Annotated in this window: 24 protein-coding genes; 11 read left to right on the top strand and 13 right to left on the bottom strand. The window is 60.5% G+C overall.

The features are described from left to right. Positions 1 to 468: 468 nt before the first annotated feature. On the top strand, positions 469 to 837 hold the full coding sequence (locus E0E00_RS02810) for a VOC family protein (protein WP_130811654.1): 369 nt from the start codon (positions 469 to 471) through the stop codon (positions 835 to 837). Between the two features lie 26 nt (positions 838 to 863). On the opposite strand, the gene E0E00_RS02805 is transcribed toward E0E00_RS02810, so the two are convergent. Then, entirely contained in the window at positions 864 to 1,457 is a 594-nt protein-coding gene (locus E0E00_RS02805) for a hypothetical protein (RefSeq protein ID WP_130811076.1), read from the bottom strand. 420 nt (positions 1,458 to 1,877) lie between these two features. Here E0E00_RS02805 and E0E00_RS02800 point away from each other — a divergent pair, with 420 nt between their 5' ends. Further along, on the top strand, positions 1,878 to 3,086 hold the full coding sequence (locus E0E00_RS02800) for an MFS transporter (RefSeq protein ID WP_130811075.1): 1,209 nt from the start codon (positions 1,878 to 1,880) through the stop codon (positions 3,084 to 3,086). Between the two features lie 129 nt (positions 3,087 to 3,215). Here the strand turns inward: E0E00_RS02800 and E0E00_RS02795 are convergent, their stop codons facing one another. Next, positions 3,216 to 4,082: a DeoR/GlpR family DNA-binding transcription regulator gene (locus tag E0E00_RS02795; RefSeq protein WP_130811074.1), complete on the bottom strand. Its 867-nt coding sequence runs from the start codon at positions 4,080 to 4,082 to the stop codon at positions 3,216 to 3,218. Between the two features lie 282 nt (positions 4,083 to 4,364). Here E0E00_RS02795 and E0E00_RS02790 point away from each other — a divergent pair, with 282 nt between their 5' ends. From E0E00_RS02790 to E0E00_RS02775, 4 genes are all read left to right on the top strand, one after another. After that, entirely contained in the window at positions 4,365 to 5,069 is a 705-nt protein-coding gene (locus E0E00_RS02790) for a transaldolase (RefSeq protein WP_130811073.1), read from the top strand. Positions 5,070 to 5,078: 9 nt separating this feature from the next. Then, positions 5,079 to 5,534, top strand: coding sequence for a PTS sugar transporter subunit IIA (locus tag E0E00_RS02785; RefSeq protein ID WP_130811072.1), 456 nt, complete (start codon positions 5,079 to 5,081; stop codon positions 5,532 to 5,534). A gap of 73 nt (positions 5,535 to 5,607) precedes the next feature. Further along, entirely contained in the window at positions 5,608 to 5,883 is a 276-nt protein-coding gene (locus E0E00_RS02780; protein WP_130811071.1) for a PTS sugar transporter subunit IIB, read from the top strand. Between the two features lie 55 nt (positions 5,884 to 5,938). Further along, positions 5,939 to 7,330, top strand: coding sequence for a PTS ascorbate transporter subunit IIC (locus E0E00_RS02775; RefSeq protein WP_130811070.1), 1,392 nt, complete (start codon positions 5,939 to 5,941; stop codon positions 7,328 to 7,330). Positions 7,331 to 7,469: 139 nt separating this feature from the next. On the opposite strand, the gene E0E00_RS02770 is transcribed toward E0E00_RS02775, so the two are convergent. Together E0E00_RS02770 and E0E00_RS02765 are read right to left on the bottom strand one after the other, a co-directional pair. Next, positions 7,470 to 8,174, bottom strand: a complete 705-nt coding sequence (locus E0E00_RS02770; protein ID WP_130811069.1) for a DNA alkylation repair protein — start codon at positions 8,172 to 8,174, stop codon at positions 7,470 to 7,472. Positions 8,175 to 8,197: 23 nt separating this feature from the next. Further along, positions 8,198 to 8,443 (bottom strand): hypothetical protein, encoded by a 246-nt coding sequence (locus tag E0E00_RS02765; protein ID WP_130811068.1) that lies wholly within the window; start codon positions 8,441 to 8,443, stop codon positions 8,198 to 8,200. 178 nt (positions 8,444 to 8,621) lie between these two features. Between E0E00_RS02765 and E0E00_RS14890 the strand changes: the two genes are divergently transcribed. The 4 genes from E0E00_RS14890 to E0E00_RS02745 all read left to right on the top strand — a co-directional run bounded on the left by E0E00_RS14890 (position 8,622) and on the right by E0E00_RS02745 (position 12,919). Further along, positions 8,622 to 8,762 carry a DUF6290 family protein gene (locus E0E00_RS14890; protein WP_242622105.1) on the top strand — a complete coding sequence of 47 codons (141 nt, stop codon included), beginning with the start codon at positions 8,622 to 8,624 and terminating at the stop codon, positions 8,760 to 8,762. Positions 8,763 to 9,948: 1,186 nt separating this feature from the next. Beyond that, positions 9,949 to 10,179 (top strand): hypothetical protein, encoded by a 231-nt coding sequence (locus E0E00_RS02755; protein ID WP_130811067.1) that lies wholly within the window; start codon positions 9,949 to 9,951, stop codon positions 10,177 to 10,179. Beyond that, on the top strand, positions 10,176 to 11,024 hold the full coding sequence (locus E0E00_RS02750) for a hypothetical protein (RefSeq protein ID WP_130811066.1): 849 nt from the start codon (positions 10,176 to 10,178) through the stop codon (positions 11,022 to 11,024). Before E0E00_RS02755 ends, E0E00_RS02750 begins: the two co-directional genes overlap by 4 nt. A 281-nt stretch (positions 11,025 to 11,305) precedes the next feature. Next, positions 11,306 to 12,919, top strand: coding sequence for a peptide chain release factor 3 (locus E0E00_RS02745; protein WP_130811065.1), 1,614 nt, complete (start codon positions 11,306 to 11,308; stop codon positions 12,917 to 12,919). A 94-nt stretch (positions 12,920 to 13,013) separates the two neighbouring features. On the opposite strand, the gene E0E00_RS02740 is transcribed toward E0E00_RS02745, so the two are convergent. From E0E00_RS02740 to E0E00_RS02710, 7 genes are all read right to left on the bottom strand, one after another. Further along, positions 13,014 to 13,496, bottom strand: coding sequence for a hypothetical protein (locus tag E0E00_RS02740; protein WP_130811064.1), 483 nt, complete (start codon positions 13,494 to 13,496; stop codon positions 13,014 to 13,016). A gap of 138 nt (positions 13,497 to 13,634) precedes the next feature. Then, on the bottom strand, positions 13,635 to 14,528 hold the full coding sequence (locus E0E00_RS02735; RefSeq protein WP_207302622.1) for a PTS system mannose/fructose/sorbose family transporter subunit IID: 894 nt from the start codon (positions 14,526 to 14,528) through the stop codon (positions 13,635 to 13,637). Positions 14,529 to 14,530: 2 nt separating this feature from the next. Continuing rightward, complete coding sequence (locus E0E00_RS02730; protein WP_130811063.1) at positions 14,531 to 15,400, bottom strand: PTS sugar transporter subunit IIC; 870 nt, start codon at positions 15,398 to 15,400, stop codon at positions 14,531 to 14,533. Positions 15,401 to 15,432: 32 nt separating this feature from the next. Continuing rightward, positions 15,433 to 15,930, bottom strand: coding sequence for a PTS sugar transporter subunit IIB (locus tag E0E00_RS02725; RefSeq protein WP_130811062.1), 498 nt, complete (start codon positions 15,928 to 15,930; stop codon positions 15,433 to 15,435). Between the two features lie 84 nt (positions 15,931 to 16,014). After that, complete coding sequence (locus E0E00_RS02720; protein WP_130811061.1) at positions 16,015 to 16,443, bottom strand: PTS sugar transporter subunit IIA; 429 nt, start codon at positions 16,441 to 16,443, stop codon at positions 16,015 to 16,017. A 221-nt stretch (positions 16,444 to 16,664) separates the two neighbouring features. Next, positions 16,665 to 17,297, bottom strand: coding sequence for a TetR/AcrR family transcriptional regulator (locus tag E0E00_RS02715; RefSeq protein ID WP_165443520.1), 633 nt, complete (start codon positions 17,295 to 17,297; stop codon positions 16,665 to 16,667). Between the two features lie 155 nt (positions 17,298 to 17,452). After that, positions 17,453 to 18,229, bottom strand: coding sequence for a GntR family transcriptional regulator (locus E0E00_RS02710; RefSeq protein WP_130811059.1), 777 nt, complete (start codon positions 18,227 to 18,229; stop codon positions 17,453 to 17,455). A 124-nt stretch (positions 18,230 to 18,353) separates the two neighbouring features. On the opposite strand from E0E00_RS02710, the gene E0E00_RS02705 reads away from it, so the two are divergent. Then, positions 18,354 to 19,175 (top strand): HAD family hydrolase, encoded by an 822-nt coding sequence (locus tag E0E00_RS02705; protein ID WP_165443519.1) that lies wholly within the window; start codon positions 18,354 to 18,356, stop codon positions 19,173 to 19,175. Positions 19,176 to 19,486: 311 nt separating this feature from the next. On the opposite strand, the gene E0E00_RS02700 is transcribed toward E0E00_RS02705, so the two are convergent. Together E0E00_RS02700 and E0E00_RS02695 are read right to left on the bottom strand one after the other, a co-directional pair. Beyond that, positions 19,487 to 20,674: an ABC transporter permease gene (locus E0E00_RS02700; RefSeq protein WP_130811057.1), complete on the bottom strand. Its 1,188-nt coding sequence runs from the start codon at positions 20,672 to 20,674 to the stop codon at positions 19,487 to 19,489. Beyond that, on the bottom strand, positions 20,661 to 21,830 hold the full coding sequence (locus E0E00_RS02695; protein ID WP_130811056.1) for an ABC transporter permease: 1,170 nt from the start codon (positions 21,828 to 21,830) through the stop codon (positions 20,661 to 20,663). Before E0E00_RS02695 ends, E0E00_RS02700 begins: the two co-directional genes overlap by 14 nt. Positions 21,831 to 21,837: the final 7 nt, after the last annotated feature.

The following is a 21,837-nucleotide window of genomic DNA, read 5'->3' as shown; positions in this document are numbered from 1 at the left end:
GCGTGGGCGGGGTGCGTCGACTTCCCGGGCACCCCGCCCGTTCCTCATGGCCGCGCGCAGTCGGGATGCGAGGAATGGGCTCGCCGGCGCGAAGGGAGTGGGCGCCATGGTCTCGGATTCCAAAGTGCAGCACTTATTAGTGCGTCCTTACGGGGAGAGGCCCTCGGGCCTGTCCTGTCCCCGGCATTGGAACCCGGGCGCCGCCCGGGGCGTCAGATGGCTTTGCACTTGCCATCGACCTTGCTCATCGTGGCCTCAGCGGGACAGTGGAAGACCTGCCTACCCTGGGCATCTCGCTTCTTCGCCATGGTCTGTCTCCAGATGACATTCCGACATGGCCCAACACTTGGGATTTCTCGATAGATAGTACTGTATGGACAGGTAGTAGGTCTTAAGATTCAACTAGTAATGACATCCCTGCGCATAAGGAGCGCTCGGGCCATGTCAGACGCCAAGGGAGGAAAAAACATGCAGGCCAAGTTCATCCACCGATGCACGCACGTGCTGGACAGGGAGAAGACCATCGCATTCTACGAGAAGGCCCTAGGCTTTCACGTGGTGAGGGAGGCGGGCCCCGCGGACGGCTCCTGGACCAACACGTTCATGCAGAACGACGCGTCCCCCTTCCAGCTGGAGCTCACCTGGAACCGTGGGCGCACCGAGCCCTACGCCAACGGGGGCGATGACACCCACATAGCCTTCGAGGTGGACGACTACGACGCCTACCACCGCCTCCACGAGGAGATGGGCTGCATCGTGTTCGAGAACCACGCGATGGGCCTCTACTTCATCGCCGACCCCGAGGGCCAGTGGATTGAGGTTCTGCCGGCGAAGTAGTGCGGCTCGTCGAGAGGGCCAAGCGCCTAGTCCTGCGAGTTCGCCTCAGCGTACTCCGGAGTAAGGCCGGAGTGGGGTTCGTGCTCGAGCTCCACCCCGGCCGTACGGCCCTTCATGCCCACGCAGCTAAAGAGCCTCTCGAACGCAAGCCTGGATACGGGACCTGCCGCAAAGAGGTTCCAGAGAAGCGCCATGGGGAAGTTCTTGATGAGTGTTCCCACCCAGATGGCAGGCAGCTGCACCACGGGCATGCCGCCAAGGATCACGTTGAAGAGGATGGATGCAACAAGGCTCATCGTGGGGCACATGATGAGAACGGTGCAGCAGGAGCGAACGGCGCCCTGGACGAATGCGCTGTCACGTTGGGGGTCCACGAGCTTCTCGGCAAGCGCCGCTCCGCCACGCGTGCCCCATAGGTTCGAGAACAAAAAGACGAAGATCCACATGTAGGCTGCTTCGAACAGGGCGCCGAGGAACACGTCGTTCGTCATGTTGGAGAAGCCCCCGGGCATGGTTGGGATTCCCATCTTCCATGCCACGTTGTAGACCTCCATCCCGTAGGCCATGGTGACGGACATGAGAACCCCGAAGATGGCTCCCTGGATACGGTTCTTTGGCATTCCTGCTCCCCTCCGCTCAACCGCCTGTCGCGGTGCGGCATGCGGCAAAAAAGCGTGCGGCTGCCCGCGATGGGCAACCGCACGCTTTGCTGACTACACTTTCTCGCTGCTCCTGGTGGCGTTGCGTGGCATCTGGTCGCAGCAGCTTTGCGCTACACGCGAGAGGCACCTTAGCACCGCGTGGGGGATTGGGGACAAAATCAACACGGTTTGGGGCGGCTGGTTGCCGAGAGGATTGTCCGTGCGTTCACGCCCCCCGAGCGCATTTCTCGGCTATAATCCCTGCGTCAATGAGCTGCCCCACGGCGTAAGTCCAATTGATGGCTTCGCCGCCCAGCCATGACGCATCCCGCAATGACAATGACCCGCGGTGCCTTCCCTGCTGGACGGACGTCCCAACCTGTCTAGGAGGGATCTTTTTTGTCAGAGCAGAACAACGCGAGCGTCCAGGCTGGGGCCCAGCCCAAGCTCTGGACGCGGGACCGCGTGCTCATCATCCTGGTGAACCTGTGCGTGTTCACCAACCACATCATGAGCCTGTCCACCTTCCCGTTCTACATCCAGAGCCTTGGCGGCACCGAGGCCGTCGCGGGCATCTGCGCCGCGGTCTTCTCGTTTATCGCCGTGGTGATCCGCCACTTCGTGGGGTGGTGGCTTGACAACGGCGTACGCAAGGCCGCGCTGGTGCTGGGCCTTGTCCTCATGGGGCTCGCACCCCTTGGCTGCGTCATGGTGCCGACGCTCTCGGTGGCGATTGCCTTCCGTATGCTGCATGGCGTGGGCCTGTCGTTCTCCAACTCGACCACGGCGACCGTGGCCTCCGACGTCATCTGCCGGCTGCGCTTCGCCGAGGGCATGGGCTACTTTGGCATGGCCACGGCGCTTGCCTCGGCCATCGCGCCGGCGCTGGGCCTCTCGCTCATGGAGGGTCTTGGCTACAACGTGCTCTATGGCGTGGCGGTAGCCATTGCCGGCCTGGGCCTCGTGCTCTTCGCCTTTATCCGCGCGCCGAAGGTCGACGTGTCCAAGAAGAGGCTCGATCTGCGCACCATCATCAACCGGGACTCGCTGCCCGCCACGGTGACCATGCTCGCCTTCATGTTCGCGTTCGGCGCGCTCGAGAACTTCGTGGCGATCTTCGCTGCGGAGAACTCCCTGCCCTCGGGCTCGATCTACTTCCTCGTGATGTCGGCGATGCTCCTCCTCGTGCGCATTACGCTGGGCAAGCTCGTGGACGAGAGGGGCGAAGCCGCCTTCGTCTACACGTGCAACGCGGCCATGCTCGTGGCATTCCCGCTCCTGGCGTTTGTGCCCAGCACCGCGGCCTACATCCTCTCGGCGGCGCTCGCCGGCTACGCGTTCGGCGGCCTCGAGCCGTCGCTGCAGTCGATGGCCGTCCACACGTCAACCGACGAGACGTGCGGCTCGGCCAACTCCACGTTCCTCTGCGGCTACGACATCGGCTACGGCCTGGGTGGCGGCATTGCCGGGTCCCTCATCACGGGGATGGGCTACCCGGCCATGTGGGCCGTCGTCTCCCTGGCGTGCGTGGCGAGCGTGCTCGTTTACGTCCTGTGGGCGCGCCATTCCGACACGTCGTTCACAAAGATGCTGGCCAGCCGAAAGTAGGCGCGTGACAGACTTGGCCGGCGTGTTGGTGTCCTAGGCACAGGCGTGCCGAAATGTAGAGGAAGGCATGCAGGCCAAGTCCGTCCGCCGTTGCACGCACGCGCTGGACAGGGAGAGGGCCATCGCGTTCTACGAGAAGACCCCGGTGGGGTTCCATATGGTGTGGGAGGTGGTCCCGCGGACGGCTCCTGGGCCGTCAGACGCCGCCTTGCTTGCGATGACGAGCTGCGGGGCGTGTGCCGATTTCTTCAGTGCGCCCGAGAGGTACCCCTCTTCGTCGGAATCTGTGACGACGACGTCGTAGTCGTCCAGCGCCGAGAAGCGATAGAAGCTTGTGCGACCAAACTTGCTGGAGTCGAGCATCATGACGCTTTGGCGTGAGTTCGCGATGTACGTCTGCTTGATCGTCATGCTGAAGTCGTGCTCGACGGTGAAGCCGTGGTCCCTGTGGAAGCCGTCACAACTCAGGAAGGCCCTGTCGGCGTAGAGCTTTGACATCGAGTCCAGCGTCATGGCACCGGCAAGGTAGAGGTGCTCCTTGCGCACCTTCCCGCCCAAAAGCATGACTTCGGCGTTGGGGAGGTTGAAGCTCGCGAAATGGGCGATCGAGAGGTCGCCCGTGATTATCGTGATGCCCTTCTTGCCGACAAGGTGGCGTACGAACTGGTAGGCGGTGGTGCCGATGTCGGCAATTATCACATCGCCGTCTTCGACAAGCCCTGCCGCAGAACGCGCGATGCAATCCTTGGCTTCGACATTGAAGTTGATGCGCTCCTCTGGATAGCTCATGAGCATCGTGCGAGCCAGAGAGACGGCCCCGCCGCGGACCCTTCTGACCCTTCCGGCAGATTCCAGCGCGATGAGGTCGTGCCGGACGGTGACGTCAGAAACGCCAAACCTATTTCGAATGTCGCTTACGGCTATGCTTGGGTTTGAGTCAAGCCATTCGAGAATGAACGACTGCCTTTCCGCAGGGGAGGATTCCTCAGGGGGCACCTGTCATCAGTCCTTCCGTTTGCCGATGAATTGGCCCGAGGTCTCTCAGGTCAAACTCATCATATAGTTTCGATATCGAAAGTAGTGGGTTATCGCACCTCAAAGCATAGATAATACCGTTCGCGACGTATAACAAACCGTATACAGATTATATCACGTTGAATCAATCACATTCTTTTCATCTGTGTAGACTACACCCTTGTAATTGAAGTTCAGAACATAAACGAATAGATTACAAACAAAAGTCTGAACTTCATGCAGCTCGGGATGAGAGGCGGAAGCATGAGCATCAAGGTCTTTGCGGATGGAGCAGACATCAAGGGTATGCTCGAGATGTATCGAGAGGGCAACGTCCAGGGCTTCACGACGAATCCTTCTCTCATGAAGAAGGGTGGAGTGTCGGACTACCGCGCCTTTGCCAAGGAAGTGCTCGCCCAGATTACCGACCTTCCCGTCTCCTTCGAGGTCTTTGCCGATGACCCCGAAGGCATGGAGGCGGAAGCCCGCGAAATCGCAACGTGGGCGGACAACGTCTATGTGAAGATCCCCGCCCTCAACACCAAGGGTGAGTCCACCAAGGAGCTGGTGCGCAAGCTGTCGAATGACGGCATCAAGATCAACGTCACCACCCTCTTTACAAGCGAGCAGATCGCCGACTTCATCGATGCGGTGTCATCCGATGTTCCGTCGATCATCTCGATATTCGCCGGTAGGATTGCTGACACTGGCGTTGACCCCATGCCGACGGTCGCCGATGCCGTGAAGCTTGCCGCGCCCAAGCCCCTGTGCGAGATTCTGTGGGCCAGTACGCGTGAGCTGCTCAACATCTTCCAGGCAGAGTCCGTGGGGTGCCAGGTCATCACCGTGCAGAATTCCATCCTCGCAAAGCGCAGGGACGTGGGGAAGGACCTCTTCGAGTACTCGCTCGACACCGTGCGTGGCTTCAGCAAGGACGCCCAGTCTCTGGGCTTCCGCATCCTTCCGTAGGTGATTGGGATGTTGAAGGACCTACTCACCCCTGAGGTGATTCGCTGTCATGCCCACGCGGCTGACTGGCGAGACGCGGTGCTGCAGACCGGGGCCCTGCTCGAGGCGGCGGGAAAGTGCGATCGCAGCTACACGGAGTCGATGGTCTCCTCAATCGAAAGGCTCGGCCCGTACGTGGTGCTTGAGGAAGGCGTGGCAATGCCCCATGCCCAGTCCAACGGGAATGTCTCCGACCGGGGCATTTGCATCCTCACGCTCGATGAGCCCGTTCGGTTTGGGCACGAGGATTACGACCCGGTGAGCGTCCTCATTGGAATCTGCGCCCCAAACCCACGCGAGCATCTCGACTGCCTTGCCGAGCTTGCAAAGATCTTCGATGACGAGGAGGCCATTCCCAAGCTTGCGGCGTGCGAGACGCCAGGCGACGTGATTTCCACGTTGGAGCCCTTTTTCAGGGAGAGCTGAGGGACGGTTTGGGGAGAGCCGAGAGATGGACACGCGGCCCGTGCGAAAGTGGGCCCGAGGGAAAGGAAGAAGCATGCACATCATTACGGTCTGCGGTAACGGTATTGGCTCGAGCCTGATGCTCGCCGGCAAGGTACAGGAGATCTGCGATGAGGAGGGTATCTCGGCCGACGTTGAGTCGATGGATTTGAACGGTGCCACCTCGGCGAACCCCGACCTTTTCATCACCGTGAAGGAGCTTGCCCCCGAGCTGCACGGCAACATCGTGATTGTCCGCAGCTACGTGAACAAGAAGAAGATCCGCGAAGATGCCCTCGAGGCAATCAAGGAGGCTGTGGCCAAGGCCTAGTCGGGAAAGGCCCTCGGGACTTTGCGATTGTAAGTGACGGTCAAAGGAGATGCAGATGGACGCAGTTCTTGTCGTGTTGAAGTTCTTTGAGTCAATCCTCACCAAGCCCGCATGGATCATGGGCCTGTTCTCGCTCGTTGGCCTTTTGGCCCTCAAGCGTCCCGCTCACAAGGTCATGACGGGCACCATGAAACCGATTCTCGGCTACCTCATGCTTTCTGCCGGTGCCGGTCTCATCCAGACCAACCTTGCCCCACTCGGGACATTCATTGAGACGGGCTTCCATATCCAGGGCGTCGTCCCCAACAACGAAGTCATCGTCTCGATGGCGCAGACGGTCCTTGGCGTCCAGACGATGATGATTCTCATCCTAGGCTACGTGGTCAACATCATCGTCGCGCGCTTCACCAAGTTCAAGTACATCTTCCTTACCGGCCACCACAGCCTGTTCATGGCCTGCCTGCTCTCCGCCGTCCTTCAGGCATCCGGCTTCGCGGATGTGCCCCTTATCGTTACCGGCGGCCTGTTCCTCGGCCTTGTGAGCGCCATGCTTCCTGCCGTTGGCCAGCGCTTCACCGAGAGGGTCACCGATGGCGACGACATCGCCATGGGCCACTTCGGCTCTCTTGCGTACTACATCTCGGCCGCCGTGGGCAGCATCTTCAAGAGGGATGCCGAGGAGACCAGCACCGAGAAGATCGAGGTTCCCGAGAGCCTTGCCTTCCTGCGTGACACCACCATCTCAACTGCTCTGACCATGGCATTTTTCTACCTGCTTACCGCCATTGTCGCATGGGTTGCCAATCCCTCTGTGGTTGACGGGCTGGCTGCAGGCGACAACTTCGTTGTCTACGCCCTTAACTGCGCGCTCTCCTTCGCTGTCGGTGTCGCCATTGTCTACAATGGCGTCCGCATGATCCTTGCCGACCTCGTGCCTGCCTTCCAGGGCATCTCCAACAAGCTCATCCCCGGTGCCATCCCGGCGGTCGACTGCGCCGTGTTCTTCCCCTATGCCCCCACTGCCGTCATCCTGGGCTTTGTTGCCTCCTTCATCGGCGGCGTGGTTGGTATGTTCATCGTCGGCGCAACCATGGGCGTCTTCATCATCCCCGGCATGGTTCCCCACTTCTTCTGCGGCGCTACCGCCGGCATCTTTGGCAACGCGACCGGCGGTCGCAGGGGTGCTGCCCTTGGCGCGTTCGTCAACGGTCTTCTCATCACCTTCGCGCCAGCCCTTCTGCTCCCGGTTCTGAGTGTCTTCGGCTTCCAGAACACCACCTTTGGTGACTTCGACTTTGGCGTGATTGGCATCACCCTTGGCCGCGCCGCCGCAGCCTTTGGGCCCACCGGCGTCTATGCCATTCTCGCTGTGCTGGTCGTCGTGGCACTCATCCCCAACTTCATCAAGACCAAGAGCCCCGTCATCAACCACACTCCAGAGGAGTAGGCAAACGACCTGATGCATCGCCTTTGCATGGGGCGTGGGTCCACGAAACTGGATTCGCGCCCCCTTCTCTGTGCAGGACGCATTGCTGACACGTCGTTCACAAAGATGCTCCCAGCCTGCGGGTGACGTTGCTCCGCGCCTACCCACGCAGTTGGCGCAGCGTGCCCTTGGCCTTTTCGGGCACACGCAGGCTCTCGATGCCCTTGCGTATGGCCATGCGCCTGAGCTGCGGGCCTACCCCGGGCATGGCGATTGCCGTCAGGGCTTCGGCTTCGTGCGAGACGAGCGCTTCGGCCAGGTACCAGGCAATCATCATGCGCACGTAGTATTCGCCGTTGTCGGCGGCAATCGCCATGCGCAGTTGTGCGGGGTCAAAGCCCTCGCCCAGAAGGTCTCGCATGAGAACCGAGATGCCAAAGCGCCTGGTGTAGGTGTGCTCTGAGACCATCCAGTGCTGGGCGAGAGGGATGAGCGCGGCCGCGGGTTGGCTGGCCAAGGCCTTCTCATCATGGAGCGCTCGAGGGTTGAGCGCATCGCACACGCACCAGTTGTCTACATGGGGGAGAAGTGCGCCCAGGAGGCGTGTGGCCTGCGCAAGGCCGCGCGTCTCGTTGAGCACGAAGGCGTGGACCAGGTACTCCTCGTACCAGCGGTGGGGCAGCTCAGCGAGAAACGCGTCGCGGTCTTGCGAGTGCGAGACCTCGCGGGCAAGCCGGCGGAGCCTGGGAACGCGTACGCCGAGCATGGTGGCAGGGTCGGCGGTGGCTACGACCCGCGCGTTGAACGTGCGATACTTGCCATCCTTGTCGGCAAGCTCGCACAGTCTGCCCTCGATCCATTGCATATGCGTCCCTCCCGCTGGCTGCGCTACATTACGCAGCTGCCGCCGCGTTCTCCCCGGTCCGCATCGCCAAGTACGTAGGTCGTGCTCGCGCGGACCATGTTGAGTTCGGCCAGCTCGAGCTCGCCGTCGATGTAGGGCTGGTAGAACTTGTCGATACCGCAGGCGTCGAGCGAGCAATCTCCGCAGTCGTCGCCCCAGGCCAGTGCCTCGGACACGATCTGGATGCGCTCCTCGCGCGTGGTGTCTGCGATTCTCGTGCTTCTCGCCATGGGTTCCTCCTCTGTCTTTTGTCCCAGTATGGCACGCTGCACGAGGCTGGAGGCGAAGAAGGACGGCACGGATGAGCTTGTAGTTCACACAATCTTTTAAGCCAAGGCTAGCGAGGGAGTGGCGGACGGGTGCAAACGTATTACCTTGAATTACGATTTGTGGGAGGGGTGAATACGAATGGCGATGGAGGTCACCACGGTTCGCTTCGAGCTGGAAGAGAAGGCGTGGGTTCAGGGGTATGCCGATTCTGTCGGGGAAACGTTTTCCGATGTTGTTAGGGAGGCGGTGCTCGAGATGGTCGAGGCCGCAGCCGATTGACAAGCTTATGAGGACGCGCTCAATAACGACAACGGCGTTCTCTACTCCACGAATGAGGTCAAGCGCATGGCATTGGATGCAGAGTGAGTTACTGCAGGACGAACCTATTATCGATGCTGTTTGTGTCAGTCATAAATAGGGTGTCTATAAGAAACTTCCGAAGAGCCTGTGAGAGGAGTGATTCGGACTGCGGACGTCCCTATTCAACGGGCGCAGAGCCTGCCGTAGCCTGGCCTCTTATTGCCTTTCCTCAATAGGCACTCAGAGGGTCGAGGCCCTTGATGGTATCGCTTGCCCACCCTAGCCTGCATGAAAACGCGATATCGCACGGGTTTTTGGCGAACGTTGCATAAAATCGGGCTATCGTAAGGTCCCTCTGGCGTCCTGATATCAAAGTCGAAACTATATATGCATGAAATTAAATATTTCGATGAGAATATCCATATCCATGCAATTATAGTTTCATTTTTTATATCGTTGTGTCAAAATGGCCCTACGATAAGCCAATTTCATGCAGCGAAGTTCTAAAAACCGTGCGATATCGCATTTTCATGCAGGAGATTACCACTGAGAGGGTGCTGAGGAAGTTAGGCCGTCTCCGCTGACACTTAGTTAGCTCCAGCCGAAAAGTTTGGCGAGCACGGAAATCCAACTTGACCACCGCACTTCATGGGCCGCACGGTGGGCATCAGCCGACCCGCTGATTGTCGAATTGCGCACGTCTGTTTCCAAGGACCTCCTTCGCGTTGAAGAAGTAAATCCGCTGGTCATTGCCGGGGTCGCCGCCAAAAGAGAGGCGCGTGCGCGCTCGAAAGACGCGCGGATGCGCTCGCAAATCGAATCGCCTCCACTGAAGAGAAGGCTCGGCTCCATCGAGGTGTCGAATACAAACTCGCCGGCTTCGCTGCAGGCCTCGACTACGGCACCCTTCTCCACGATGATTATGTACTGCCTTTCGTTTACGGCGATGATGGAGCCTTCGAGATGATGCTGTCCTCGCCGCGGGTGTTAGACGACCGCCCCTGCGACGATGCCCTCTTGCGTCCCTTGGCAACAAGGGTGTTTGTATCAAGCGGGCCACGGCAGAGGTAGTCCCGCCAGCTATCGGCGAGAACATCGCCGATAGCGCCTATGCCAGCCCCCAAAAGCTCTATCGCTTACCCCTCTGCCATGAGGTGCGCATGTTATGATGCACGTGAGCATGCCCTATCACGACTCCATCACGTTTAGGGTGGACGACTACCAGATCGAGGAGCGCAACTCGGTGGGATTCCACGAGGCGGAGCGCTTGGCGGGAAAGGTCGGGGAGGCGCTCACACAGGTAGGGAAGGAGTGCGAGAAGGTCGTGGGCACTGCGAGTACTGCGGCGGCGCACTGGGCGCATAGGCACAAGGGAGAAGGGAAGTGGTGTGGATGAAGTCCATGAGGAAGTGGGTTGCGGCACTAAGCGCAATGTTTGCACTGTGCTTGGTGCTTTCGGGATGCAGTCTGGGTGGCGTATTGGGCGGCGGTGACCCTGCCAAGAACTTCATTGGGGATTGGAAGCTCGTTGGCATGGAAGATAGCGAACAGGTTTTGAGCAAGGATGACATCAAGTCCATGGAGGATCTTGGCCTCGGCGTTGGGCTTACGTTCAAGGAGGACAAGAGCTTTACGCTTAACATGTTCGGGGAGGAGACGTCCGGCACGTGGGAGGTGAAGAGCCCGACCGAGGCCTTGCTCACCGTTGAGGGGCAGACGGCAAGCGCCAAGCTTGATGGGAGCGAGCTCACGCTTGAGCAGGACGATACCAAGCTGATCTTTGAGATGGGCACGGCTGTAGTGTCCGCACCGGGCAGCGGTGATAGTGGCACGGGCAAGTCTGATACCAGCACCAGCCCCACGTCTACCTCAGGTGGTGACAGCGGAAAGACCGAGGTTGCGGTTGGTACCACGCTTGCAGATGACAGCATCTGCACCATCGAGATTGTGAACAAGACGACCGACTTCGCTGACGACCCCGGCTACACGCTCAAGATTACGAACAAGACGGACAAGGCTATCACAGTGAGCGGGAAGTACGGGACGTTCTCGGTTGACGGCAAGATGGTCGACCCGTTGCTTTACGAGACCATCCAGCCTGGAAAGTACGCCGAGACCTTCCTATGGTTCAGTACGAGTGACGTCGCGAACTTGGACGCACTGGTGAACGTCGAGGGTACCATTCAGATCTATGACAGCAAGACATACGACACCCTCGCGGAGTACCCGTTTGCGATGTAAGTTTCGTTAGATGGTGTGCCATGGCGGCGTCGGAAGGCTTCCACTCCCGGCGCCGCGTTTTTAGGCGCGGCGTCGTGCCCTTCTCCTGGGGCTGTCGGGCGATTTCCGACACGTAATAGTGTCTGCGACGAGAAAAAGTATTTGAAGACGTCTCTACAATGAGAGGCGAGTGCCGTACCCCCTTCTCTCATCATTTTGTGCAATAGGCCGCGCATGCCCCTCCGTTAGCTACAATACGCGAGGCCAGTTGCATAGTTGCATAGAAACAAGATGGGAAGCACATGCCTAGCATTGCGGAACAGGTGGCCTCGCGGCGCACCTTTGCCATAATCTCGCATCCGGACGCCGGCAAGACAACGCTTACCGAGAAACTCCTGCTCTACACCGGCAGCATCCAGACGGCCGGCTCGGTCAAGGGCAAGGCCAGCGCGCGTCACGCAGTCTCGGACTGGATGGACATCGAGAAGGAGCGCGGCATCTCCGTTACCTCCTCCGTCCTGCAGTTCACCTATGACGGTACCTGCGTGAACATCCTCGACACCCCCGGGCACCAGGACTTCTCCGAAGACACCTACCGCACGCTCATAGCTGCCGACGCCGCTGTCATGGTCATTGACGGTGCGAAGGGCGTCGAGGCTCAGACCATTAAGCTCTTCAAGGTCTGCACGCTGCGCCACATCCCCATCTTCACCTTCGTGAACAAGCTCGACCACGACACGCGCGACCCCTTCGGCCTCATGGAGGAGATCGAGGACGTCTTGGGCATTGGCACCTACCCCATGACCTGGCCCATCGGCTCCGGTCGCACCTTCAAGGGCGTCTTCGACCGCAGCTCTCGCCGCGTCATCGCCTTCGAGGGCGATGGCCACGCGAACGCCACCAAGAAGGTGGGCGAGATTGAGGCAGAGCTGGGCGACCCCGCACTCGACTCTCTTATCGGCGAGGAGAACCACAAGAACCTGATGGGCGACATCGAGCTTCTCGACGGTGCCGACAACGAGTTTGACCTCGATGCCGTGCGGCACGGTCGCCTGACGCCGGTGTTCTTTGGGTCGGCCCTCACCAACTTTGGCGTGGAGCCGTTCCTCAAGGACTTCCTGCGCCTGACCCCGCCCCCGCTTGCCTATACCGACACGCTGGGCGAGCAGCCCGTGGACCCCTCGCGCGACGAGTTCTCAGGCTTTGTCTTCAAGATTCAGGCCAACATGGACCGCAGGCACCGCGACCGCATCGCGTTCGTGCGCATCTGCTCGGGCAGGTTCGAGCGCGGCATGGACGCCTGCCACGTGCAGGGCGGCCGCACCATCAAGCTTGCAACCGGCACGGCGATGATGGCCGATGACCGCGCCACCGTGGACGAGGCGTACGCCGGCGACATCGTGGGCCTCTTCGACCCGGGCCTCTTCTCGATTGGCGACACCATCTGCGCACCGGGCATGCGCGTGCAGTACCCGCCCATCCCCACCTTTGCGCCCGAGCACTTCGCCCGGATCACTCAGGTGGACACCCTCAAGCGCAAGCAGTTCGTGAAGGGCATGGAGGAACTGGCGCAGGAGGGCGCAATCCAGGTCTTCCGCGAGCTGGGCACGGGCCTCGAGAGCGTGATTGTGGGTGCCGTTGGCGTGCTGCAGTTCGAGGTGCTTGAGCAGCGGCTTCAGAGCGAGTACCACGTTGGGGTGAGCAGGACCCCTCTGCCCTACTCGATCATCCGCTGGATTCAGAACACACCGGACGAGTTGGACGTGCGCACGCTCAAGCTCACGCGCGAGACCTGCCGCGTGGAGGATATGCGCGGCGGCTGCCTGCTGCTGTTTACGAGCGATTGGAATCTCGACTGGGCCATCGAGCACAACCCCAATCTGCGCCTCTCGGAGTTTGGCAACGTCACGTTCTAGCGCTCTGGCCCGCACAATCTCCTTGAGCCGCACAAACGATTATGCGGTCCGTATGGCTGCACGAGACCGTCTCGCGCTTGTCCGCAATACGCTTCTACTGCCGTTTCCGGCCATAGAGAATCTTGAAGATTTCCTTCGCCTGGGCGAGGTCTGCCATTGAGGGGGCGTGGCCTTTGGTCGAGTGGCCTTTGAGGGTACTGGCGCCGCCTGCGCCCTCTCCTGTATCGGTTGTGGCGGCAACGGGCTTGCCTGTTGCCTCGTCGATGGGTCTTCCGGTCTTGAGGTCAATGCCCGCTGCGCAAAGGATATGCTCTACGTTGCGCTTGGCGTTCCTAATTCCTACATAGAAGACAGCCGCTAGGGCACCTGCCGCCACGGCGAGCGCGATTCCCACGCCGCCGGCCCACGCAGGACCGCTGTAGGTGAAGCGCCACAAACCAAGTATCACCCCAAGGGCGAGAAGGCCGTAGTCCGCCCGAGCCCAGACCTCAAGTCGCTGGATGGCGTCCGTTTGTGCCCGAGCCTCGGAAATGAGGGTGGCACGTCTCTCGGGGGAGCACCCTTTGAAGCAATCCATGCGCTCCATACCCCCTGCCTCTCAGGTGCGGAGAACCTCGCGTGGCAACGTCAAAGGAGACTGTGGCAAACGAGGGATCGACCAAAAATGGGCAGCGCGGACGCCCTAGGGGAATCCGCGCCGCCGCCATGCGACGTTCTAGTAGGACAGACCAGGGTTGAAGAACCCAATCAGCACACCAACGAAGGCAATGATCACCATGATGAGCATGACCATGGTCGCAGAAACCTTCTTCTTGGTCATCAGCCACCAGCACAGGTACACGAACACGAAGTTGAGGAGTTTGGGATAGATGCCTGAACCAAAGACATTAAGTGTCACAGAGCCGCCTTGCAGCGCCTCTGCCGTCACGGTCTGGCTGCTGGACCAGAGCACCTGGGACAGAGGGCCAAGGCCAGGCAGGACCAGTGCGGTGTCGATGGAGATCCAGGTGGCTGCCACGGCGCCAATGACAATGGTACCCACCATCACGATGGAGTTGCGAAGCGCCTCGGACTGTGGCCCGACGAGCGCCTCGACCGCAGACCCGCCGAGCTCGTAGCCGCGCTTGTAGGCATACTTCATGCCGAAGTACATGAGTGCGTTCCAAGCAACGATGTAGAAGACGGGCCCAAGGGCCGATCCTCCCTGCGCCAGGCCGAGCGCGATGCCCAGAAGGATGGGGATGAAGGTCCCCACGACGATGGAGTCGCCAAGACCGGCGAGCGGCCCCATGAGACCGGCACGGATGCCGTTGATGGTCTCGTCGTCAACGGGCTCGCCGTTGGCACGTGCCTCCTCGAGGCCAGCGGTGAGGCCGACGACCATGGTGCCAATCTGGGGCTCGGTGTTGAAGAACGTGGTGTAGGTACGAAGTGCCTTGACCTTCTCGTCATCTGTGTCATAGAGCTCGTCCACGACGGGCAGCATGGAGAACAGGTAGCCAAAGGTCTGCATGTGCTCTTGGGAGAAGCAGGTGAGGTTGCCGTAGATCCAGTTGCGGAAAGACCTCCTAAGGGTCTTCTCGGAAATCTTCTTAGTCATCTCGGCCATGGTTAGATGTCCTCCTCTTCCTCGTCATCGTCGTCACCGGAGGCAAGGGCGACATGGCCGCTCTTGAGCTGGGTGCGAAGCTGCTGAATCTCGAAGTTGATCATCGCGAAGAACACCGCGATGATTGCGGATGCGATGAGGTTGCAGTGCAGGACGGCGGCAAGGGTGAAGCCAAAGGCAAAGGTGAGCCAGTCAAGCGGCTTGTTGATGACCTGCTTGCACAGGATGCCAATGCCCACCGCGGGAAGCAGCGAACCAACCGTGAACAGCGTCTTCATCGCAATGCCATCCATGGGCAGGTAGTCCTTCATGACCTGCACCATGTCCGCGCCGGCCATGCAGATGATAAACGTGGGGAGGAAGGAGAACAGGATGTGAGACACCCAGGGGTAGGCGCAGTCAACAAGCGGGATGGTGCGCCTGATCTTGCCCCAGTCGTTGGACTCCATTGCCTTCCAACCAATGCCCTGCCACACGAGGTTGAGCGTTGCGGTGCCATAGAACAGGACGGTACCGAGGGTGCCGACCATAGCGCCAAATGCTGCGGCAAGCGACGCTGCCTCGGCGCTGGCGGGGTCAAGCCCTTGTGCACGAATGGCGAGAATGGAAAGGGGAATTCCGATATAGGTGACTGCGCGTACGTCTGCCGAGACCGTTCCGCCAGGGGTGACCAGTGCGATGTAGACGACCTGGATGGCAGCACCCACGATGATGCCGGTCGTGATGTCGCCCAGAATCAAACCCACGACGAGTCCGCCCACGAGCGGCCGTCCGAGGGTGTAGTTGCCTATCGTCGTTCCGCCCATGCCCGGCAGTGACGCGAGGCATGCGAAGATGCCGAGAAGCGCCGCTTGAAACGCGTTGATTGCCATGACGATTCCTTTCTCCTGTTCAGGCCGCTGCCTTACTTGAGGTCAAACTGGTCACGGAACTTGGACCAAGGGCCGATGGAGTTGTCCTTCAGGAGGGCGAAGACGACGTCATAGCCCTTTTTCGAGATGTCCTCGAGGGCCTGGGCCTCCTCAGGGGTGATGGACTGGTTGTTGCCGAGCTTCACCGCGTTGGGACGGTCGTTGCAGGGGCCAACGATGACCGTTTTCACGTTTGAGGGGACAAACCCGAGGTCACAGAGGAGCCATTTCATATCGAGCGGATTCTTGGTGATGAGGAAGTATCGGCTCTCGCTTGCGAGTACGGTGTCGGCCTTCTCCTGGAAGTGCTCCTTTGTCCAGATGAAGACCTTCTTGTCTGGGGCCGCCCCCTTGTAGGCTGCCTTGAGTACCTTGTTCGACGCCGCGGCGTCGTTGACGGCGATGATGCCGTCGCAGGGATATTCGAGTGCCCACCGGGTTACCGTCTGGCCGTGAATCATCCTGTCATCGATGCGAACAAACGAAATCATGCCTTCTCCTCTCGCGCGTTTTGACCGATTGCTGGTGCAAGCAGGCTGCGCGGCCTGCCTCGTGCCATCAGAAGGGCGAGGAGCCTAGAGGTCTTCCTCGTCGTCATCGGACCCAAGGTCAAGCTCCAGCTCCCGGATGCTTGCCTGGCCCTCATCGACGACCTGCTTCAGAAGCTCGTCTGTGGGGACGTCGTCTCCCATGACGGCGGTGATGGCCATGGGGAGGTTCATCCCTCCAAACGCGTGGGTGATGGGGAGAAGCCCCTTCTCGGTTATCACGTTCATGGTGTTGGTGAGAGGGGAACCCCCAATCACGTCGCCGAACACGACGAGCTCGTCTTTGGTGGTAACGGGCGCTAGCACACCCTTGAGGCCTGCCACGAACGCGTCGGCGCCCATGCCATCCGGCATGTTGCACACAAGGACGTTGTCGTGGTGGCCAACCAGCATGTCGAGCACACTGCTGATACCGGGGGCGAGCGTTCCGTGACTCACGAGCAGTAAGTACCTCATCAGGATCCCCTTCCCGCGTGGAGTATGTCCTTCGTGCGACACGATGCAACGCACGAAGTAGCTTCGTTATATCAAACGGTTACAGTACAATGTACTGTAACCGTTTTGGAGCGCGTGAAAGGCATGTTTTCATCCGCGAGTGGCATCCCAATCGCATGTCCCATGGCTATGACGCCATACGGTGAGAATGAGTGAGAAAGGCTGCCAACGGGATGGCACCACTAGTACTTTATCCCATGCTCTCGGCACATCCGCTCGAAGGCATCACGATGCTCATCGGCTATGGCAGGCAGGAGGATCCCACAGAGCGCATCTGCCATCTTTACCGGACGGGCGTTCTTCGTGTGGTCGGCGCGTGCGTCGAGCACCCAGCTTGACTCCACCGTCGTGATGGTCGAGGCCATGACGCCGAGGCTCCAGTCGGAGAGCTTGGGGCTGATGTAGCCATCCTTGCGGAGGCGCTGGAGTCCCCAGGTGAAGAACCCCAAGAGGTCTTTTGACAGGTCGCTTCCCGTTAGGCTCTCCGACGCCTTGCGCCCAACCCTTACGGATACGCCAGGCTTGAAGAAGAAGGAATAGGCCTCGGCCATGCGTTCTCCTTCGACGAAGAGGACGACAAAGCGCTCAAGTAGCTCGTCGCCCTTAAGTGAAGTGTCGAGGAGCGCCCAGTATTCCTCCAAGGGTGCGGAGATGATGCTCTCCAGAAGGTCACGCTTTCTGGGAAAGTGATAGGTGAGGTTGCCAATCGTGGTGCCTGCGGCGGAGGCTATCTCCCTGAGCGAGACATTTTCATACCCCCTGCTGTTAAAGAGGGAGATGGCGGCCTTCTCGATTTTCCCCTTTGTGCCCTCCATGCCGCTCCAGCGTCTCCTCGGCCATCCTCGCGTTTTATGGATGAAGGATACCCCAAGTCGGACGATGCACGAAGCGTCCATCGAATGGTTTCCTCTGTACGGCGTCGAGTCCAAACGAGCGGCGCGCAAGAAAAGTGCCGAGATGGCCCGCTCTTTTAGCAGAGCGCCTTGCGGAAGCTCGCCGATGTCCCGTCGTAGTGCACCACCAGCTTGTAGCGATCTGCTCTCGAAGTGATGTAGGCAAGCTCATAAGGGACACCTGCCGAGGTGTAGTTCACCCGCACGAGCCTCAGGGCAGGGGCACCACTGCGCGTCTTGAGAAGGCGTGCCTCTGTGGCGTCCAGCTGAATTGCCTCGTAGGCACCATCCATCGAGGCTGGGGTCAGCCCGCTCTTCTCGGCAAGCGCCCTTTGTATGGATGCTTCCGCGTCTGAGGATGACAGGCTAGGGCATAGCCCGCAGGGGATGAAAACGCGATGGTAGGTCATAGGCTGGCCATCTGCCAGGCGGAGACGACGAACTTCCCAAAGGTCCGTGCCAACCTCAACGTTGAGGGCGGCGGACTGATTGGGGTTGGCGGGCGTGCAGGCAAACCTTAGGACGCGTGACGAGGGCTCCCGCCCCGCCGCGCGCATCTCGGCAGTGAAGCTGTAGCCATAGCCGCTCGATTCGGCGGCATCCAAAACAACGGTTCCTCGCCCGCGCGTTCGAGAGACGAGGCCGTCCTTCTCGAGTGAGGCGAGGGCCAGGCGCACGGTGGAGCGAGAGATCTTCAGGGACTCGACGAGCGTGCGCTCCGAGGGGAGACGGTCTCCGGGGAGTAGGGCTCCTGCGGCAATGAGCTGGCGGATGCCCTGACCGAGCTGTTCCCAGAGCGGTTTGGGAAGGCGCGGGTCGACCCTCGTGTGCACGAGAAGGTCAAGAGAATTCATAAGGGCCCCCTGGTTCGTATATTGGTTTTATTGGTATGGTACTAACATACCTTTTTTGCTTGCAAGGCGAGATTGGCCCCCGAGCTCCGCTAGCATGCTGGGTGAAGAGAAGGGGAGGCCCAGCATGTTACACATGAAGTTCGATGCGCTGTTCACGGATATCGACGGCACCATCCTCAAGGGCGATCACTCAATGAGCCCGGCTGTGCGTGATGCGCTCAATGCGTGCGCGGCAGATGGCATGACCGTCGTGCTTGCCTCGTCGAGAAGCCCGCAGGGCATAGAGCCCATAGTTTGCGAGAACGACCTTGTGCGCGGCTGCATTGCGGCCTTTGGCGGCGCACTTCTTTTGGACGAGCAGGGAGAGGTGCTTGCCGAGCATGGCTTTGGCAGGGAGGTGGCGTGCGAGGCTGCCGACTTCGTGAAGGACTCGTTTGGATCTGCGGTGACCTGCTGCGTGTTCACGGCGCGTCACTGGTTTGTGGACTCGAGGGAAGACCCCAGGATCGTGCGCGAGGAGGGCATCGTGAAGACGTGCTCCGAAGAGGGAGGGGCACGTGCAGTTGGACAGAACGAAGCCGTGGACAAGCTGCTCTTCATTTGCGACCCTGCGGTGACGCCTGCCGTGCGCGACGCGCTTTCGCAGAGGCTCCCTTCGATGCACGTGTCGACGTCCTCGGACATTCTCGTCGAGCTGAATGCGGGTGGCATCACAAAGGCGATGTCCATCCACGACCTCTGTGAGCTGCGGGGCATCGATCCCTCTCGCACGATTGCCTTTGGTGACGCCGCAAACGACGTGCCCATGCTTGAGGCGGCAGGCTTGGGCGTGGCGATGGGGAACGGTACGGCTGAGGCATGGGCGTGTGCCGGGCTTGTGTGCGAGACAAACGAGGAGGACGGTGTTGCTCGCACTATTGGGCGTCTGAGGGCAGGGGAGCTGTAGGGGATGGCGGTATGCCTGGCAACAAATGGCCATCGTGCGTACGCACGAAGCGGACTTGCTGCCAGGCGGGAGGCTTGGAGCGGCCGATTGGGCAGAAGATAGCCGTCGTGCGTACGCTCGATTGCGGTTTTCTGACAGCGGTTTCACGTTTGGCCAGTTGGCTGAGAAAGGCCTGTCAACAGGTGGGCTTCGTGCGTACGCACAACTCCCACCTGTTGCCACCCAAGGTCCCAAGAAGGGCCAAACTGGCAGCAAGTCACCCACGTGCGTACGCACACGTGCGTTGTGGCACCGCCGGCAACCTCGCCCCTCTACGCGGCCTGCGTACGGCCCCGGCTGCGTCCCACGGCCATCCCCACGAGAAGAACCGCAACCCCAAACAGTGCGCAGATCCCAATGTCTCCCAGCAGGGTCGTTACGCTCTCAAGCGAGACGGACCCCATGGCCGCCGCCCCCTCGAGCGCTCGCTCCGTCCAGTACGAGGGAACAAAGTGCGCTATGGCAATGATGGAGTCTGGAAGAATCGCCAGTCCCGTCCACGCACCGCCGAGAAATGACAGCAGCATGCCAAAAATGTTCGCAATCGCGTTGGAGGCGTTCTCGCTGCACCCCAGCTGGCCTACGAGAAAGCCTGCCGCCGCCGAGACCAGCGAGTAGACGAGCAGGGCAAAACCCATCAGCGCCATCTGCACAGGAGAGCTCTGAACCGCGTCTGCCCCCAGCACAACGATCTGCAGCCCAAAGTTCCACGCCCAGGCGACAAGGGCCACGGTCACGCATGCCGCAAGCAGGGAGAGGCTGCGATTGCGTGCGTGCTCCGGGGAGGCGAGCCGGCGTCGCAGCACGGGCTCCTGGTTGATTGACGCCATGAGAACGGCAATGCACACAGTCACGCTGGCAAAGAGGGGATAGGAGGCGAACTCGGCGGCAACGTGCAAGGACTCGGGCAGTGGAGTTGTGGCCTGCTGGACAATGCTTGTCTCGGCGGACTCTTCCCAAGCGGCATCGGTTGCGTCCACAATCTCTACAGCATTGCCGCCAAGTGTGGCCGCATTGCCGTAGAGCGCATTGGCGTAGCTTGTCACCTCGAGGTCGAGAAGCCTGCCACGGCCGGACTGGTAGGAGATGTACGTCTCGAGAGAGGGGGCGTCGGTGCCCCCGGCTGCCGCATCCAAGAGCCCATCTCCCCATCCCTGTGGAATAACAAGCAGGTAGGAGACTGTATCGCGAGCAACTGCGTCCTGGATGGCGCGCCTCTCGTCGGCAACCTCTACGACGTTGTTGCCGTTTGCCACACGTACCGCCAGCGCCTGCGAGAGCTCGGTGTTGTCGCGGTCAATCACGGCGACGCTTACGGATGTGGGACGAAACTCCTCTGCGGTAGACGTGCCGCTCATAAGGCCAATGACAACGCCCAAGGCAGACATCATGACCAGGTAGATAGCGATATAGGCCTTGTGCGCAGACAGGATCTTGAGATAGGTCTTAAAGGTGCTCATGGGAAAGCCTCCTCATGCCCAGGGATGCCAGGGCGAGAAAGACCGCCGCCATGGCTACGAGCGTCACGCAGCTTGTGGCAAAGGCGTCAAGCGTGTCGTAGTAGAGGAGCGAGTAGAAGCAGTTCGTCATCTGCCAGAGTGGGTTTGCGTGCGCAAGCGCGGGCGCCGTGGCCTCAATCTGGTCGGCAATCCTCTGGGATGCCGTTCCGTACAGCCCCGTGAAGAGCGAGAGCAGGCACGTGATGCCAGAGGCCATGCCGGTCTCCATGCGAGGAATGGTGCCGAGAAGCGCCCCGGCCGCACAGCCCGTAAGCGTCGAGACGAAGATGGCAAGCACTACCAGCGCGCCATTGCCCCCAAAGTCAACCTTGGCCACAAAGCGCATGAACGCAAGCGCGGCGAGCATGCACGCAAACTGGCAGAGCCACGTGCCGAGGAGCGTGCCTACGAGCATGCGCCAGCGCGGTGTGGCCGCAAGGGACTGACGCGCACCAAGCGCCCCTGCCGTGGGCAGAAGCCCCCTTACGGAGACCATCGCTGCCGTTGCGCCCAGGCCCGCGGCCATCGCGAGAAGTGCGTAGTAGTAGCGCGCATCTGGGTTGGGCGTGGTCTTGGTTGCCTGCAGGTGCACGGTGCTCACGGCACCCTTGCCAAACGCTGCCTGGGCGGCACCCGAGAGCACGAGGTCTGGCCTCTGGGCAGCCACGTTTTCGATAGACGCACGTATCCTCATGTACGAGTCGAGCACCTCGGTGAGGACGGAGGCCGGCAGGGTGCCGTTCTCGGCGATGCTCTCCGGGCTTACGTGCAGCTGGGGTGTGCCGTCCGCGTCCACGGCGAGATAGGCGTCGATATCGCCTGCGTTGGCGGCGTCCTCTGCCTTCCCGGCGCTGTCGTAGTACACAAGGTCCACGATGTGGTCTTCCGAGCTTGCATCCGAGATGGCGCCAAGCGTCTCGTCGAGTCCCGTTGCGGCCTGGTAGTTGGCGTCGCGCATTACGCCGAGCGTAGAGCCCACCATGGAGTATGCATCGTTAAGTCCCGAGAACATTCCCATGAAGATGCAGGTCAAGATGATGGGAAACGCGAGCGCCCATACGAGCAGCGCCCGGTCGCGCACAAGGGAGATGACACAGGTCCTAAAGCTTGTGAGCATGGTTGCC

It is taken from the genome of Olsenella sp. Marseille-P4559 (assembly GCF_900605015.1).
In the GTDB taxonomy this organism is placed as follows: Bacteria; Actinomycetota; Coriobacteriia; order Coriobacteriales; family Atopobiaceae; genus Tractidigestivibacter.
The sequence above is the reverse complement of the archived record's forward strand: the minus strand, read 5'-3'. Positions and strand labels throughout refer to the sequence as shown.